Raw genomic sequence first — 16,280 nt, 5'->3', positions numbered from 1 at the left:
TCCGGAAGGTCGGCGACCGGAGGGCCGGGAGCCGGTGAGAGGTCCTAGGTCCGCCAGCGCCAGCCGTGGTCGACCGGTCCGATCCCGGCACCCAGCGCGTAGCCGGCGCCCAGCGCGCCGGTCACGTAGTCCTTGGCCGCGCGGGTCGCCGACGGCACGTCGAGCCCCGTCGCGAGGCCGGAGGCGAGCGCCGAGGCGAGCGTGCAGCCAGTTCCGTGGGTGTGCCGGTTGTCGGCCCTGGCGGCCCGCAGCACGACCTCGGTAGCGCCGTCGGTGAGCAGGTCGACGGCCTCACCCGGCAGATGCCCACCCTTTACCAGCACCCAGCGGGGACCGAGGTCGAGCATCGCCCGGGCCGCGCGCCACAGCCCCGCCTCGTCGCGAACCTCGACGCCGGTCAACAGGGCCACCTCGTCGAGATTCGGGGTGGTGACCGTGGCCAACGGGAGCAACAGCTCGCGCAGCACCGACACCGCCGCCGGCTCCAACAGCCGGTGGCCGTGCTTGGACACCCCCACCGGGTCGACCACGAGCGGCGCCGCAAGCCCGGTCAGCTCCTCGGCCACGGCCCGGACCAGCTCGGGCGTCGCCAGCATGCCGGTCTTGACCGCGTCGACCCCGATGTCGTCGACCACCGAGGCGATCTGCGCCCGCACCGCCGCCACCGGCAGCTCCCACACGCCCTGGACGCCGACCGAGTTCTGCGCCGTCACGGCCGTCACCGCGGTCATCCCGTGGACACCGAAGGCCGTGGCCGTCTTCAGATCGGCCTGGATGCCGGCGCCACCGCCGGAGTCGGAGCCGGCGATCGCGAGCACCCGCGGCGGCGCGGCCCCTTCCGCCCGAAGGGCCATGGCCGGCCCGGTCAGCGCCACGACGCCGCTCCGCCCACCGACGCCGCTCCGGCCGCCGGCACCACGCTGGGCATCGGCACCACGCTGGGCATCGACGCCGTCCTGGGTACCGAGGCGCCAACCATGCCGGGCGCCGCCGCGACGACCACGCTCGCCGCGGCTTCGAAGGCCACCAAGAAGGCCATCCCGAATGTCGCGCTGGTCACACCGTCTCCCTGGCCGCGGGCCCGTTCGCCGCCCTGACCACAGCCTCTTCGCCGCTCACCCGGGGTCACGAGGTCACTTTTACCCACAGCGACCCACGTCTGGCCTTGGCTTGGCATACACACGGTGGTATCAATCACAGTTCGGGGGCCCGATTGTGCTTCGGTAGTGGCGGAAGCGCCCCGGCCGGAGCCAGGTTGAGCCGTCCGGCGTCACGGAGACTCGCGCGTTCACAGCAGTTCCTTCGGCTGGGAGCCTCTCACGGAGGCCGATTGCCTGTTACCGTCTGTCGGCCCGTACTTCTGCTCGACGGGCTCTCGACGTCCGACGAGGGAGCGTCTGTGGTCCACGCGTACATCCTTATCCAAACCGAGGTCGGCAAGTCCGCGTCGGTGGCGAAGGAGATCGAGCAGATCCCTGGCGTCACCCAGGCGGAAGATGTCACCGGCCCATACGACGTGATCGTGCGCGCCGAGGCGAGCTCCGTTGACGACCTGGGCAAGCTGGTCATGTCCCGCGTGCAGGCGGTGGATGGCATCACCCGCACGCTGACCTGCCCGGTCGTCCATTTCTGACCGCGATGGCGCGGCCGGCGATCCCGGCCGCGCCGTGCCCCGCGGGAGTACCCGCGGGGCCTGCTGGCACGCTGACGGTTCCAGCCTGGCAGGCTGAGGTCTCGAGGTACGGCGCATTCTCGGCGAAGCGCCCCGGGGCCTCGGACGCGGAGGAGCACGACGTGAGAAGGCGCGGCTGGGCGCTGGGGTGGAATGCCCTGCTCGTGGTCACGCTGGGGCTCGCCGCCGCGGGTTGTGGCGGCGGATCCGGGCCGGTCGCGGTGTCGGGGGCGCCGGCACCCGCCGGCGAGGCGGCGGACCAGTGCCGAGCGCTGCTGGAATCGCTCCCGGACTCGCTGGGCGACGGGCTGGACCGGCGCGAGGTCACCCCGGAGGGGGTGTCCGCGGCCGCCTATGGCAAGGGGCCCGTCCTGCTCACCTGCGGGGCCGAGGGAGTGGCCGCCGGCTACCAGCCGGACTCCGACCTCCGGGACAACGCGGGTGTCGGCTGGTTCGTCGAGACCGCGGGAGAGCAGTCCCGGTGGTCCACACCGACCAGGCGCCCCCAGGTGACGCTGACGTTCCCCGCCGGCGTGCAGCCGTTCGAGGTGCTGCAGACCCTGGCGCCGGCCATCCTGGCCGACACGGTCGTCACGGTCCCGTAGCCGGTCGCGCGAGCCTCGCGCCCGGACGCCTCGGGCGACGGCCGCGCCGCCGCCTTGGGCAGCGCCGCCCCGGGCGTCCGACCGCGGGCGGCTAGCGCAGCCCGCTGCCGCGGCGCAGCGCGAGCTGGATGAGGCGGTCCACCAGGGCTGGGTAGTCCAGCCCGGCGGCCGCCCACATCCGCGGGAACAGCGACGTCGGGGTGAAGCCGGGCATGGTGTTCACCTCGTTGAGGATCACCTCGCCGGCCGGCGTGAGGAACACGTCGACCCGGGCGAGCCCGGCGCAGTCGAGCGCGCGGAACGCGGCGGCCGCGGCGGCGCGCACCCGGTCGGCGGTCCCGGCGGGCAGGTCGGCCGGCACGTCCAGCCGGGTGGCCGACGAGGAGTACTTGGCCTCGAAGTCGTAGAAGCCGGCGGACGAGTCGACGACGATCTCCGCGGGCACGCTCGTCTCCGGCTGGCCGCCGTCAAGCGCGTCGAGCACGCCGCACTCGATCTCGCGGCCGATGATCGCCGCCTCGACGAGGACCTTCGGGTCGGAGACCCGCGCGGTCTTGACCGCGGTGTCGAGGTCCGCCCAGGCGTCGACCCGGCTGATCCCGATGCTCGAGCCGCCCCGCGCCGGCTTGACGAAGACCGGCAGTCCCAGGCGTTCCTTCTCCGCCTCGGACAGGCTCTCCCCGGCGCGCAGCACCGCGTACGGGCCGACCGGCAGGCCCGCGGCCGCCAGCAGCGTCTTCATGTGCTGCTTGTCCATCGCCGCGGCGCTGGCGAACACCCCGGAGCCGACGTAGGGCAGCCCCGCCATCTCGAACAGGCCCTGGATGGTGCCGTCCTCGCCGTACGGGCCGTGCAGCAGCGGGAAGACCACGTCGACGTCCAGGTCGCCGATCCCGGCCGCGCCGGGCACCGCCGGCTCGACCGCCGCCGGGGTTCCGGCCGGGCCCGGCGCCTCCGCCCGGTCGGCCTCACCGGCCGGGGAGGTCCGGACGTCGGTCCGGGAGGCGCGCTGGGGGCCCAGAGGGACGAGGGCGGCCCCGTTCGGGTCGGGCGGCAGGATGACGTCCTGGCCGGCGTCCGGGCGCACCGTGGGCAGCTGGCGGCCGTCGGCGGTGGCCAGCGCCGACGGGTCGTCCGGCAGCACCAGCCAGCGCCCCTCGGGCGTGATGCCGACCGGGACCACCTCGTAGCGTTCGCGGTCCACCGCCGCCAGGACTCCGCGCGCGGACACACACGAGATCTCGTGCTCGGTACTGCGCCCGCCGAAGACGATCGCCAACCGGTGCCTGCGCGCGAAGCCAGCCATGCCGGGACAGTAGCGGATCGCCGATTGCGCCTGGGTGAACACGGGTGTCCGCACGCGCGTCGCCGGCGCCGCGTCCCCGTCACCGGGTCCGCCTGCCGAGGCGCCCCTGGGCCGGCGGCGGCCACACCCCGGGGCGCTCGGTAACGAACCTTTCAACGGAAAGTAACAAGGGTGTGTCGCGGATCGGGAACGCGACGTAATGTCGATCCCTTACGGGGTGGCGCCGCGCTAACTGGCCCCGACGGTCTGGTTGAATTCCCGGGGCCGATCGTGCTCGGCCCGCAGCCTTGGGCCGCCAGGGCGTGACAGACAACTCAGACCGCGCCTCTCCTGGCCCTGCCCGACCGAGGCGAACACTCGCGCTTGCCGCCCCAAAGGTGGCCTTCCGGTGGTTCGCCACATCTCGTCCGGGAACGACCCCGGGACATACAGATGCCAAGACCGCGAGGAGGCCGACCCGTGCCCCAGACCTCCCAGCAGACCTCCCCGATCGCCGGCTCGCCGGATCGGCCTCGCCGACCCGGCGGGGACCCCGTCGGCGATCGGGCAGGCGCCCCGGATCCGGCGGGAGCCCCAGGCCTCGCCGATCCGGCGGAACCGGCTGGAACTCCCGCCGCGCCGGACGCCATCGTCGCGTCCCAACGGGTGGACACGGCGGCCCTCGACACCTCCGTCGGCGTGCCCACGGCCGAGCGCCACCGCTACCGCATCGCCGGCGGGCAGCCGCTGATCGGCTCGGTCGAGGTCTCCGGGGCCAAGAACTCGGTCACCAAGCTGCTGGTCGCCACTCTCCTGACGGACGAGCCGTGCACCCTGTCACGGGTGCCGCGGATCGCCGAGGTCGACGTCGTGCTCGGCATGCTCGCCGAGCTCGGCGCCCAGGTGGAATGGCTGGGCGACCACGAGGTGCGCATCGCCACGCCGCGGATCAGCGACCCGTCGCTGTCCGAGGCGTACTCGGGCGTGAACCGGATCCCGATCCTGATGATGGGCCCGCTGCTGCACCGGGTCGGCGAGGCGGTCGTGCCGCTGCCCGGCGGCTGCCGGATCGGCAAGCGCCCGGTCGACTTCCACCTGGCCGGGCTGCGGGCGATGGGCGCGGAGATCGTCGAGCACCTCCGGTCGGTGCAGGTCAAGACGCTGGGCCTGCGCGGCGCGCACGTCGCGCTGCCGTTCCCGAGCGTCGGCGCGACCGAGAACCTGCTGCTCGCCGCGGTCCGCGCGAAGGGCACGACGGTGATCTCCAACGCCGCGGTGGAGCCCGAGGTCATCGACCTCATCCTGTTCCTGCAGCAGATGGGCGCGCTGGTCGACGTGGAGGTCGACCGCACGATCGTCGTGCAGGGCGTGGACCGGCTGCACGGCGCGGACCACACCGCGATCCCGGACCGGATCGAGGTCGCCTCGTTCGCCGCCGCGGCGGTGGCGACCAACGGGCGGGTGGACGTCCGAGGCGCCCGCCAGGAGCACGCCGCGACGTTCCTGAACCACCTGCGCCGGCTCGGCGGCGAGTTCAAGGTCACCGACGACGGGATCACCTTCTACCGGAACCGCCCGCTCACCGCGACCCACGTGCAGACCGATGTGCACCCCGGCTACATGACCGACTGGCAGCAGCCGCTGGTCGTCCTGCTCACCCAGGCCCAGGGCGTCTCGGTGGTGCACGAGACGATCTACGAGGACCGGTTCGGCTACACCCGCCAGCTCAACGAGATGGGCGCGAACATCGCGCTGTCGACGAGCTGCCTCGGGGGCAAGGGCTGCCGGTTCGCCGCCCGGGACTTCGAGCACTCGGCCGTGGTGTCCGGGCCGACGCCGCTGACCGGCGGCGACCTGGAGATCCCCGACCTGCGCGCCGGCTTCGCCTACGTGATGGCCGCGCTGGTCGCGAACGGCACCAGCACCATCTCGGGCACCCGTTTCCTGGAGCGCGGCTACGAGGACCCGGTCGGCAAGCTCCGCTCGATCGGCGCCCTCATCGAGATCCTGCCGCCGGCGGTGCCCACCCAGTCGGCCGCCGCGGCGCGATGAACCGGGTAGGGGGCCCGGGCCGGGCCCCCTACCCCGCCGCCCGCGCCTCCGGGACCATGGGCTCCCGGTACTCGGCGCCCGGCTCACGGCTCATCAGGTCCTTCACGGCCTCCAGCGGCGACAGACCCTCGTAGAGCACCCGCTCCACCTGCCGGCTGATCGGCATGTGGACTCCGAGCCGGTCGGCGAGCGCGAGCAGCGGCCGGCACGAGCGCACACCCTCGGCGACCTGCCGCTGCTCGTCCAGCACCGCCTCCATCGTCATCCCCTGGCCGAGCTTCTCGCCGAAGGCGCGGTTGCGTGACAGCGGCGAGGCACAGGTGGCGACGAGGTCACCGAGCCCGGCGAGCCCGGCGAAGGTCATCGGGTCGGCGCCCAGCGCGGTGCCGAGGCGCGCGACCTCGGCGAGTCCTCGGGTCATCAGCGACGCCAGGGTGTTCGCCCCGAAGCCGAGCCCTTCGAGCATCCCGGCGGCGAGCGCGATCACGTTCTTGGCCGCGCCGCCGAGCTCGCAGCCGACGACGTCGGCGTTCGTGTAGGGCCGCAGGTACGAGGTCCAGCAGGCGGCCTGCACGGCCGCGGCGGTCGCGGGCGAGGCGCTGGCGACCACGGTCGCCGCCGGTTCACCGGCCGCTATCTCCGCCGCCAGGTTCGGCCCGCTGACGACGGCGACCCGCTCCGGCCCCACCCCGGCGACCTCGCTGATCACCTCGCTCATCCGCTGGCAGCTGCCGTTCTCGACGCCCTTCATCAGGCTGACGTAGACCGCCGTCGGCTCGACCAGCGGCGCCCACGCCGCGAGCGCCGCGCGCAGCGCCTGCGACGGCACGGCGAGCACGACCAGGCCGGCGCCGGCCAGCGCCTCGGCCGGCTCGCAGGTGGCCCGGACCAGGTCCGGTAACCGGACGGCGGGCAGGTAGCGAGGATTGTGATGCTCCTTGTTGATCCTCTCGGCCAACGCGCCGTCTCGGGTAAGCAGGGTCACCCGCCGCCCGGCGTCGGCCAGGACCTTCCCGAACACCGTGCCCCACGAGCCGGCGGTGAGCACCGCGGCCACCCGCGGCGGCCCATCGTGTTCAGCGCCGTTCGTCGTCATGATGCCGAAGTCTCATCCACTCGCAACCTGCTCGTCGACCACCTCGGCCGTGCCATCTGTCTCGGCCGACGCTATGCCAGCCTGGTCCGGAGATCCTCATCGCCACCGTGGCCGGGTGTGTCACGTCACCCAGGAGGGGGTCGACGGACAGCCACGGACGAGGCCCCTCGGCACCGGGCCGTCTCCTGAGAGCCGGCCCGTGTCCTATGGTCGGGACGTGGCGGGCAGGCTACCTCAACGGTGGATCGTGCTGCTGCCGTTAAAGCGGCTGGGCGCGGCGAAGAGCCGGCTCGAGCATGCCGACCGCGCGTTGCTGGCACTGGCGATGGCGACCGACACCGCGACGGCCGTCGCGGCGGCGGGCACCGACGTCGTCGCCGGCGTGCTGGTGGTCACCAACGACCCGGCGGCCAGCGCGGCGGTCGAGGCCGGCGCGGGCGCGCACGGCGGGGCGCCGGTGCTGGCCGTGCCCGACCTGCCCGACCGGGGCCTGAACCCGGCGCTGCGCCACGGCGCCCGGCTCGCCGCGGGGCGCTGGCCGGGCCATGGCGTCGCCGCGATGTCCGCCGACCTGGCCGCGCTGCGGCCGGGCGAGCTGCGCGCCGCGCTGCTCGCCGCCCCGCGAAGCGGCCGCGCGGTGCTCGCCGACGCGGCCGGTACCGGCACCGTGCTGCTGTGCGCCGCGCCGGGCAGCGAGCTGGCGCCCCGGTTCGGCGTCGACAGCCACGCGCGGCACCTGCGGTCCGGCGCGGTCGACCTGACCGGCGCGCTCGGGGCTGGCGTGCCGGGCCTGCGCCGCGACGTCGACACCGTCGCGGACCTGGCCGCCGCGCGCCTGCTCGGCGTCGGCCCGGCGACCAGCGCGGTGCTGGGGACGGCCGCGGCGAATGCCGGCTGACGACGGCGCGCACGACGGGATGGCGCTCGCCGGGTGGCCGGCGGCGCCGGTGCGGCCGGTGCTGCTCGCGCACGTGCACGACCCGGCGACGACGCCGCTGTTCCCCGGCGACCCGCCGTTCACGATGACGACGGCCGCGTCGATCGACGTGGACGGCTACTACCTGCGGCGGGTGTGCTCCGGCGAGCACACCGGCACGCACTGGGGGGCGCCGGCGCACTTCGAGGCCGGCGGCGCGGCGGCGGACGAGCTCACCGCGGACGACCTGTTCCTGCCAGCGGTGCGCCTGGACGTGCGGGCGGCCGCCGCGCGCGACCCGGACTACCAGGTGACGGTCGCGGATCTCGCCGCGTTCGAGGACGCCCACGGCCCGATCCCGCCCGGCGCGGCGGTGCTGGCCTGGACGGGCTGGTCGGACCGCTGGGGCACGCCGGCGTACGCGAACCTGGACTCCGCCGGCCGGATCCACCAGCCAGGGTTCGCGCTGGCCGCCGTCGAGTGGCTGCTCGAGACCGGCCGGCTCGGCCGGCGCGGCGCGCTCGGCACCGACACCTTCGGCCCGGACCCGGGCCTGGACACCAGTTACGCGGTCTCCCGCGCGCTGTACGGGCAGCGGCGGATCTCGCTGGAGAACCTGACCAACCTGGGCGCGCTGCCGGCCGTCGGCGCGTGGGTGCTGGTCGGTGGGACCCGCAACCGCGCCGGCTCCGGCTCACCGGCGACGGTCTACGGCCTGCTGCCGGCGGTCCGGGCGACGGGGGCGGGGCCCGGCCCGGCGAAGGCGGCCGCGAGCAGCGGACCGAGCGCGGCCAGTGGCGCGGGCCGGGCGAACAGGTAGCCCTGGCCTAGCTCGCAGCCGAGCAGCGCGAGGTCGGCGCGCTGGGTCCGCCGTTCGATGCCCTCGGCGACGACCTGGGCGCCAAGCGAGCGCGCGACGGTGATGACCGACCGCCCGAGTCGCGCGGCCCGCTCAGGGCCGAGCGGGTTCTCGATCAGGCCGCGGTCGAGCTTCACGACGGTCACGGGCAGCCGATGCAGGGCCTCGAAGGTGGTGTGGCCGGCGCCGACGTCGTCCATCGCGACGGCCGGCCCGAGCGCCCTGACCGCCTCGAGCACCCGCGCGGCGACGGTCAGGTCGGCGATCCGGGACGTCTCGGTGACCTCGACGACGAGGCGGGCCGGGTCCAGGCCGCTGACGCCGAGCGCGCGGGCGAACACGTCCGGCAGCGCCGGGTCCACGAGCCGGGTCGCCGAGATGTTGACGTGCAGCCGGGGCGGCGGGGCGCCGGCGACGACGGGCACCACGGTCGCGACCTCGGCGCAGGCCCGGCCGAGCACGAACTCGTCGAGGGCCGCCACCAGGCCGCCGGCCTCCGCGGCGGTGACGAAGGTGAGTGGCGGCACCGGGCCGCGCCCGGGCTCCGTCCAGCGGGCAAGCGCCTCCAGCCCGACGACGGCGCCGTCGCTGAGCCGCACGATCGGCTGGTAGTGCACGTCGAAGCCAGCCACGTCCCAGCCCTTGCGGCGGGCGGTCGTCAGCGCGCTCGCCAGCCGGACGCCCAGGGCCGCCCCGGCGCCGTCCCTGGCCGGCGTGGGGCCCCCGGCACGGCGCTGGGCGCCGGGGGCGCCGGCCAGGCCAGGAGTCAGGCCGCCCGTGGCGACGGCGGCCTGGACCACGACCGGCTGGACCACGACCGGCTGCGCGGCGGGGCGCGTGGCCGGCCGGGGACGGACCACGAGGGCCACCGCGGCCAGCACCGGCGCGGCCAGCGCGCCGGCGGCGAGGGCCGCGCGCCCCGGGCCGGACGCGGACGCCGGGCCGACCGCCACCCGGACCGCCTGGATCAGGGTCCAGGCACCGAGCACCAGGAGCAGCCGGGCGAGCCAGGCTCGCTCGGTGGCCCTCGCGCGCCACGCCCAGGCGCCGGCCACCCCGGTCGCCGCGAACCCGGCGCCGGCCGCGCCGGCGTCGACGACCAGCAGGCCGCCGTCGTCGGTGACCAGCCGCGCCATCCCGGTGACGAACGCCGCGACGAGGGGCACGACGGCGGCCGATCTGGTGATCGTCGGTGGCGACGGCGCTTCCCCGGCGGCCACCAGAGCCAGGGGCGACGCGGTGGTGGCCGCCACGACGGCGCCGCCCCGTGGACTGGCCGCGGCCATCGACCGGCCCGCGGCGTCGATGTCTGTCACGGCTCGCGCCGCCCCTCTCCTCGCCCCCGCCGACCAGCCGGCCACCGCGCCCCAGGGCAACCACGCCCAGGCACCATCACGCCTCGCCCTCACCGCGCCTCGCCATCACCGCGGCTCGCGTCACCGCCTGGCGGCGCCGCGCCGGGGCCGGCGGACCGGCGGAGCCGGCCGCCGGACGGGCGAGCCGAGCCGGGCAGTGGATCCTCCGGGCGACAGCCATGCCATTCGTGCATCCGGTCGGTTCACGATTCGACACGCACCGTATCTGTAGCGTGACCACGAGCGTGATTAGGTCTCGTGTCGGGCAGCAAATGAATCGCGGTGAGCCGCCAGCGCGGCGATCAGGCCGGCCAGCCGGCGCGCCTTTGCCTGACGGGCATGGCCGATCGCCAGCGCCCTCGCCGGCCTCCGCTCGCGGGCCACCTCGCCGGGCGTGTCGCGACACGACCAGCGTGTCGCGCCGGGGGGACACCGGGTCCGGTATGGCCTGGTTGGCCCGGCGCGCCGACTCTGGAAGCCGGGACGGGCCGGCTCTGGAAGCCGGGCGGCTCCGGAAGCCAGGAGACGCTAGGAAGCCAGGCGGCGCGGCGGGAGGCCAGCCAGCTCGACGACCTCGACCCGCTGGGTCGTGGTGAGCGCCCCGCGACCGCTACCGCAGTACCAGCCCGAGGTCGGCATGACGTCCTGGTAGTCCCGGCCGGCCGCGATCGTCACGTACCGACGGTCGGCGAGCTGGTTGTGGCAGGGGTCGAGCGCGACCGCCACGGCGCCGGCCCCACCGGGGGCGGCCCAGCCTCGCCCCGCCTGGCCACGCGCCGGCGGGCCGGGCGGTGGCGGTGCCCAGCCGTCGGGCAGGACCACCTCTGCCCAGGCGTGCGACGCGCCGTCGCCGAGCAGATGGCCCAGCACGTACCGGGCCGGCAACCCGGCGGCCCGACACAGAGCGATCATGACATGGGCCTGGTCCTGGCATACCCCCGCGCCGCCCGCCGCCGCCTGCGCCGCGGTCGTCCCGACCGTGGTCGACCCGGGGCGGTAGGCGATGTTCTCGAACACCCAGGCGCAGCACCGGCGCGCGGTGGTCAACGGGTCCGGGCCGGCGAGCCGGCGGGCGACGGCGGTGAGTGACTCGTCCGGGGTGGTCAGCGGCGTCGGCGCGAGCAGCCGCCGGCCGGTCAGCGCGGACGCCGGCAACGCCGGCCAGCCAGCCGCGGGGCCGCGGTCGACGACGGCGGTGACGTCGAAGTCGAGAAGGCCGGGCACCTCGTCGAGGGTGATGGTGGCGGTCCGCTGCCCGTCCGGCCCGCGCTCCCACGCGACCGTGGCGTCGGGCGCGGAGATCACCAGCTCCCCGTACCGGGAGACCTGGTCGCCGTGCCGGTTCGGCGGCAGCACCACCAGCCGGTGCGTCAGGCCACGGGCCGGGCCGTCGTAGGTGTAGCGCAGCCGCTGGCGGATCCGGTAGGTGACCCGCTCGGCCGCCGCCAGCTCCTCCTCACCGGCCGCGACCGGCTCGGCCTCGAGCGCCTGCCCGGCGGCCAGGCGCGGGGGAGCCAACAGGTCCTGCACGGCTAGCGCACCCACCTCATCATTCGTCGGGACAGGTCGAGATCTTTCGCCGCGAAGCTCGACATCGCGGGCCTGGGCGCGGGACCCCGGCTGGACGCGCGAGCGGCCGGCCTGACGAGCGGCCCCGGGCAGGCAGCGGTGCCCGGACCGGCGAGCAGGACCCGCTGTCCGGTCACCCGGTGAGCGAGCTCGCTCCGGTCCCTTCCACCCGGTCGGGCGGCGCTGCCCGTCCATCGTCAGCAAGCAGGCTAGATCCGCTCACCAGCGAGCGGAGCGGGTGCCTGTAACACGGCCGCAACTGATGGTCCGCCAGTCGTGTTTCCCGCGTATGAACGGACATTATCGCCACCGGTCACGCGACAGGCGATCGCTCGGGCGCGGCGGGTCACGACCTAAGCCGGACATCGGGACAAGCTGCCGAGTTCACCTTTGCCTGGCACCATCGCTGACATGGCCGAGCTGGTGGTGACGAGGTCCGAGCAGCCCCAACGCAAGCCCCGCAGCGCCCTCCTCGAGCCCTTGGAGGCGCCCCGTCCGCCGGAGCCGTCCGACCTGCCCGCCGACCGCTTCATCAACCGCGAGACGTCCTGGCTGGACTTCAACGCGCGCGTGCTGGCGCTGGCCGAGGACGTGAGCACGCCACTGCTGGAGCGGGCGAAGTTCCTCGCGATCTTCGCGGGCAACCTGGACGAGTTCTACATGGTCCGGGTCGCCGGGCTCATGCGCCGGGAGGCCACCGGGCTCACCGTCCGCTCCGCGGACGGCCTGACCCCCCGCGCGCAGCTCGAGCTGATCAGTTCCAGGACCGCCCAGCTCACCGACCGGGCCGCGCGCTGTTTCAGCGACGAGGTCGCGCCCTCGCTCGCGCACGCCGGCATCAACATCCGGTACTGGCACCAGCTCACGGACGACCAGCGCGAGTACCTGCGGGACTACTTCGACCAGCAGGTCTTTCCCGTGCTCACCCCGCTGGCGTTCGACCCCGCCCACCCGTTCCCCTACATCAGCGGGCTGTCGCTGAACCTCGCCGTGCTGGTGCGCGACCCGGACGACGACACCCTGAAGTTCGCGCGGGTGAAGGTGCCGCAGAACGTGCCGCGGCTGATCCGGCTCGACCACCCCGGCCAGCACGCCGGCGGCGCCGAGTCCAGCGGTGACCCGGCGGGCCAGGACATCGACGGCGCGGAGCCGGACGGGGCCGACAGCCGCGCCTCCTACGTGCCGCTGGAGCAGGTGATCGAGGCCCAGCTCTCGAAGCTGTTCCCTGGCCTGGAGGTCGTCGACTCGCACCCCTTCCGGGTGACCCGCAACGCCGACCTCGAGGTCGAGGAGGACGAGGCCGAGAACCTGCTGCAGGCGCTGGAGCGCGAGCTCGCCCGCCGCCGCTTCGGGCCGCCGGTGCGCCTCGAGGTCTCGGCCGACATCGGTGACGACCTGCTGCGGATGCTCAGCCACGAGCTGGAGGTCTCGCCCCGGGACGTGCACCGGGTGCACGGGCTGCTGGACCTGTCGGTGCTGTGGGCGCTCTACGACCTGGACCGGCCGGAGCTGAAGTACCCGCCGCGGGTTCCCGTCACCCAGCCGAGCCTGCTCAACGAGGCGGGCGAGCCGGCGGACTTCTTCGCGGTGCTGCGCGGGCGCGACGTGCTGGTGCACCACCCGTACGACTCGTTCACGACCTCCGTGCAGCGTTTCATCGAGCAGGCCGCGGCCGACCCGCAGGTGCTCGCGATCAAGCAGACGCTCTACCGGACGTCCGGCGACTCGCCGATCGTGGACGCGCTGATCGCCGCGGCCGAGGCCGGCAAGGAGGTGGTCGTCCTCGTCGAGATCAAGGCCCGGTTCGACGAGAGCGCCAACATCCGCTGGGCCCGGGAGCTGGAACGCGCCGGCTGCCACGTCGTCTACGGCCTGATCGGGCTGAAGACGCACACCAAGACGTGCCTGGTCGTCCGCCAGGAGGGCGACACGCTGCGGCGCTACTGCCACGTCGGCACCGGGAACTACAACCCGAAGACGGCCCGGCTCTACGAGGACCTGGGCCTGCTGACCGCCGAGCCGGACGTCGGCGCGGATCTCACCGACCTGTTCAACGTGCTCACCGGCTACAGCCGGCGCAGCGTCTACCGGTCGCTGCTGGTCGCCCCGCAGCACATGCGCGACGGCATCATCGAGCGGATCGACCGGGAGGCCGCGGCCGCCCGGGCCGGCGAGCCGTCCGGGATCCAGATCAAGGTGAACAGCCTCGTCGACGAGCAGTTGATCGACGCGCTCTACCGGGCGTCGCGCGCCGGCGTGCCGGTCCGCTGCCTGGTACGCGGCATCTGCGCGCTGCGCCCCGGGGTGGAGGGCCTGTCGGAGACGGTGCTGGTGCGCTCGGTCCTCGGCCGCTACCTGGAGCACAGCCGGGTGTTCGAGTTCACCGCGGGCGACGAGGTCTGGCTCGGCAGCGCGGACATGATGCACCGCAACCTGGACCGCCGGGTCGAGGCGCTGGTCCGGGTGAAGCAGCCGGACCAGCGCGCGGCCCTGCGGGCGATGCTCGACCACGCCTTCTCGGACAGCGTGGCGGTCTGGGAGCTGACGCCGAGCGGCCGGTGGGAGCCGCGCGTCACCGGCCCCGACGAGGCCCGGCTGTCCGACTACCAGGGTGACCTGGCCAGCTGGGCGCTGGGCCGTCGTTCCTGACGGGCCCGCCGACGACCTGCCCGGCCCCGACGGCGGACCAGTCGGGGCTCCGGGCCAGGTGGCCCCGGGCCAGGTGCGTGGCCGGGGTGTCCTCGACGACGGTGACGCCTCGCTGACCGCCGTGCGCCAGCGAGGCGTCGTCTTTCATGCATGCGTCGCCACGCGGCCTGTCCCCGGTTCGGAAAGCCGACCGCGGGAAGGCAGGCCAAAAGGTGGCCAAGACCCCCGCCTCGGCCGCGAGAAGCTCGATGTCGGGGTTGCCCCCTCAGCGGTCTCGCGGCGCGGTCGTGGGGTCCAGCCAAGGAGGCGCCTTCCCGCCGACCTACTGGCGCAGGTCGGCGGGGGCCCCGCGAAACAGGGCGGCCTCGCCGCGCCCGCCCCGGCTCAGCTGCTCGAGGAAACGCTCGACTTGAACTCCGAGCCCGGGCGGAACTTCGGAACGACCGACGCGGGGACGTGCACCGGCTCGCCGGTCGCCGGGTTGCGGCCGGTCCGCTCGGCACGCTCCACGCGCTCGAAGACACCGAAACCGGTGATCGTCACCTTCTCGCCGTTCGAGACGGCCTCCTGGATGGCGTGGAAGACCGCGTCGACGGCCTTGGTCGCGTTCGACCGGCCACCTTCGATCTGCTGGGCAATGCGGTCAACCAACTGGGACTTGTTCACAACAACCTCCGGACACCCCCCGCGGGAGCGGGGTGGGGAGCAGATCGGGCATCACACTGCGCTGCACCGTAGGCATCTCTACTGCCGAGGGCAATTCCCGGAAGCGTGTCGCGTCACACAAACCCGCACGTCAGCGGGTTCGGGACAATCGGCGACCGGTTCGCCATCCCCCGGGCAGAGCACACAACCAGACACGAACGGCGCAATCCGCGGTCCGATTTCAGGACCGTTTCAGACGTTGCGTCACCATATGGTTGCCCGGTGCCGCGACAGCGGGTTCTTCGCCCACCCCCGGGCGCGCAGCGCGAGGCACCGGCAGCAGGGGCAACTCCACCAACAGCCCTGTCACCAGAGTGGCATCGCCCTGTCCTTGCGGGCCATAGGTCCGACGAAGTCGGCCCACCCGGGCGGGCCCCCGGTCGCCGCAAACCGGCGCCTTTCGACGCTCCCGTCACCGGTTCCGTTGCCGGGTTGGCGGCCGGACGCGGCCGTCAGCCGGCCCGGGTGGCTCACGGCCACCCGGACAGCCAGCGGCGACTCAGGCCGGCTGGGCCGTGGTCGGCAGCCAGGACGGCCGGTCGCCCTCGAACGCGCCGATCGCGTCGGCGTGCGGCGGTCGCCGGAACCGGGCGCGGAGCGCCCTTCGGCGCTCCGCCTGTCGGACGCTCCGCGCCCGACGGACCCTGTCGACGGTCGGTCCGGAAGACCGGGGTAGCTCCTGTCCGTCGCCGGTCTCACGGCTGGGTTGGCGGCCGACGTGGCCGCCGGCTGCCCGGGTGGCTCACGGCCACCCGGACAGCCAGCGGCGACTCAGGCCGGCTGGGCCGTGGTCGGCAGCCAGGACGGCCGGTCGCCCTCGAACGCGCCGATCGCGTCGGCGTGCCGCAGGGTCAGGCCGACGTCGTCGAGGCCCTCCATGAGGCGCCAGCGGGTGAAGTCGTCGAGCTCGAACGAGGCGACCACCCCGGCGCCGCGGACCTCGCGGGCGCCGAGGTCGACGGTGATCTCCACCGTCGGGTCGGCCTCCACCGCGGCGGTGAGCGTCTCGACCGTCTCGGCGGGCAGGACGACCGTCAGCAGGCCGTTGCCCAGCGAGTTGCCGCGGAAGATGTCGGCGAACTTCGGCGAGATGACGGCACGGAAGCCATAGTCCTGCAGCGCCCACACGGCGTGCTCCCGCGAGGAGCCGGAGCCGAAGTTCGGCCCGGCGAGCAGGACCGTCGCGCCGGCGTGCGCCGGGTCGTTGAGCACGAACGACGGGTCCGCGCGCCACTCGGAGAACAGGCCGGCACCGAAGCCGGTCCGCTCGATCCGCTTGAGCCAGTCACTGGGGATGATCTGGTCGGTGTCGACGTCGCTGCGCCGCAGCGGCACCGCCCGACCCGTGTGCGTGGTGAACGCCTCCATGGGGCGCTCTCCCTTCGTGAAGAGGTCTGGAGAGGTTGTTCAGGGCGACGACCTTCAGCGGCAGGCGACCGAGCTGGCGCGGAGGCGCGCCGCCGCGGCTGTCTCTTATAAACAACTCCGAGCCCACCAGACAGGCAGAAAAGTCGTAT

The 16,280-nt window shown here is 74.3% G+C and carries 14 protein-coding genes; 6 read left to right on the top strand and 8 right to left on the bottom strand.

What is annotated here, in order from left to right; all coding sequences use genetic code 11:
- Positions 1–44 precede the first annotated feature (44 nt).
- Together thiD and I6A81_RS12235 are read right to left on the bottom strand one after the other, a co-directional pair.
- Entirely contained in the window at positions 45–854 is an 810-nt protein-coding gene (gene thiD, locus I6A81_RS12240) for a bifunctional hydroxymethylpyrimidine kinase/phosphomethylpyrimidine kinase (protein WP_203002141.1), read from the bottom strand.
- A gap of 11 nt (positions 855–865) precedes the next feature.
- Positions 866–1,060 (bottom strand): hypothetical protein, encoded by a 195-nt coding sequence (locus I6A81_RS12235; RefSeq protein WP_203002127.1) that lies wholly within the window; start codon positions 1,058–1,060, stop codon positions 866–868.
- A gap of 339 nt (positions 1,061–1,399) precedes the next feature.
- On the opposite strand from I6A81_RS12235, the gene I6A81_RS12230 reads away from it, so the two are divergent.
- Together I6A81_RS12230 and I6A81_RS12225 are read left to right on the top strand one after the other, a co-directional pair.
- Entirely contained in the window at positions 1,400–1,633 is a 234-nt protein-coding gene (locus tag I6A81_RS12230; RefSeq protein WP_203002128.1) for an Lrp/AsnC family transcriptional regulator, read from the top strand.
- Between the two features lie 161 nt (positions 1,634–1,794).
- Positions 1,795–2,277, top strand: coding sequence for a DUF3515 family protein (locus tag I6A81_RS12225; protein WP_307874620.1), 483 nt, complete (start codon positions 1,795–1,797; stop codon positions 2,275–2,277).
- Between the two features lie 91 nt (positions 2,278–2,368).
- Here I6A81_RS12225 and I6A81_RS12220 read toward each other — a convergent pair whose 3' ends face one another.
- Positions 2,369–3,583, bottom strand: a complete 1,215-nt coding sequence (locus I6A81_RS12220; RefSeq protein ID WP_203002130.1) for a D-alanine--D-alanine ligase family protein — start codon at positions 3,581–3,583, stop codon at positions 2,369–2,371.
- 645 nt (positions 3,584–4,228) lie between these two features.
- On the opposite strand from I6A81_RS12220, the gene murA reads away from it, so the two are divergent.
- A complete protein-coding gene (gene murA / locus I6A81_RS12215) occupies positions 4,229–5,614 on the top strand; it encodes a UDP-N-acetylglucosamine 1-carboxyvinyltransferase (RefSeq protein ID WP_407661291.1) in 1,386 nt (461 codons plus the stop codon).
- A 28-nt stretch (positions 5,615–5,642) separates the two neighbouring features.
- On the opposite strand, the gene I6A81_RS12210 is transcribed toward murA, so the two are convergent.
- The gene (locus tag I6A81_RS12210; RefSeq protein ID WP_203002131.1) at positions 5,643–6,710 is read right to left on the bottom strand and encodes an NAD(P)H-dependent glycerol-3-phosphate dehydrogenase; all 1,068 of its coding nucleotides are present in this window, start codon (positions 6,708–6,710) and stop codon (positions 5,643–5,645) included.
- A gap of 247 nt (positions 6,711–6,957) precedes the next feature.
- Between I6A81_RS12210 and cofC the strand changes: the two genes are divergently transcribed.
- Positions 6,958–7,608 carry a 2-phospho-L-lactate guanylyltransferase gene (cofC, locus tag I6A81_RS12205; protein WP_307874619.1) on the top strand — a complete coding sequence of 217 codons (651 nt, stop codon included), beginning with the start codon at positions 6,958–6,960 and terminating at the stop codon, positions 7,606–7,608.
- Between the two features lie 19 nt (positions 7,609–7,627).
- A complete protein-coding gene (locus tag I6A81_RS12200) occupies positions 7,628–8,446 on the top strand; it encodes a cyclase family protein (protein WP_203002144.1) in 819 nt (272 codons plus the stop codon).
- On the opposite strand, the gene I6A81_RS12195 is transcribed toward I6A81_RS12200, so the two are convergent.
- The gene (locus tag I6A81_RS12195; RefSeq protein WP_307874618.1) at positions 8,335–9,801 is read right to left on the bottom strand and encodes an EAL domain-containing protein; all 1,467 of its coding nucleotides are present in this window, start codon (positions 9,799–9,801) and stop codon (positions 8,335–8,337) included. The two genes, I6A81_RS12200 and I6A81_RS12195, sit on opposite strands and share 112 nt — an antisense overlap.
- A gap of 567 nt (positions 9,802–10,368) precedes the next feature.
- Positions 10,369–11,385 (bottom strand): transglutaminase family protein, encoded by a 1,017-nt coding sequence (locus tag I6A81_RS12190; protein WP_203002132.1) that lies wholly within the window; start codon positions 11,383–11,385, stop codon positions 10,369–10,371.
- A 435-nt stretch (positions 11,386–11,820) separates the two neighbouring features.
- On the opposite strand from I6A81_RS12190, the gene I6A81_RS12185 reads away from it, so the two are divergent.
- Entirely contained in the window at positions 11,821–14,058 is a 2,238-nt protein-coding gene (locus tag I6A81_RS12185) for an RNA degradosome polyphosphate kinase (protein WP_203002133.1), read from the top strand.
- 384 nt (positions 14,059–14,442) lie between these two features.
- Here I6A81_RS12185 and I6A81_RS12180 read toward each other — a convergent pair whose 3' ends face one another.
- Positions 14,443–14,724 carry an HU family DNA-binding protein gene (locus tag I6A81_RS12180; protein ID WP_203002134.1) on the bottom strand — a complete coding sequence of 94 codons (282 nt, stop codon included), beginning with the start codon at positions 14,722–14,724 and terminating at the stop codon, positions 14,443–14,445.
- An 810-nt stretch (positions 14,725–15,534) separates the two neighbouring features.
- Positions 15,535–16,131 carry a 3-isopropylmalate dehydratase small subunit gene (gene leuD, locus I6A81_RS12175; protein WP_203002135.1) on the bottom strand — a complete coding sequence of 199 codons (597 nt, stop codon included), beginning with the start codon at positions 16,129–16,131 and terminating at the stop codon, positions 15,535–15,537.
- Between the last annotated feature and the right edge of the window lie 149 nt (positions 16,132–16,280).

Origin of the sequence: Frankia nepalensis, assembly GCF_016786325.1 — a bacterium.
Classification (GTDB): Bacteria; Actinomycetota; Actinomycetes; order Frankiales; family Frankiaceae; genus Pseudofrankia; species Pseudofrankia nepalensis.
Note: the sequence above shows the minus strand (reverse complement) of the source record. Positions and strands in the feature narration are given on the sequence as shown.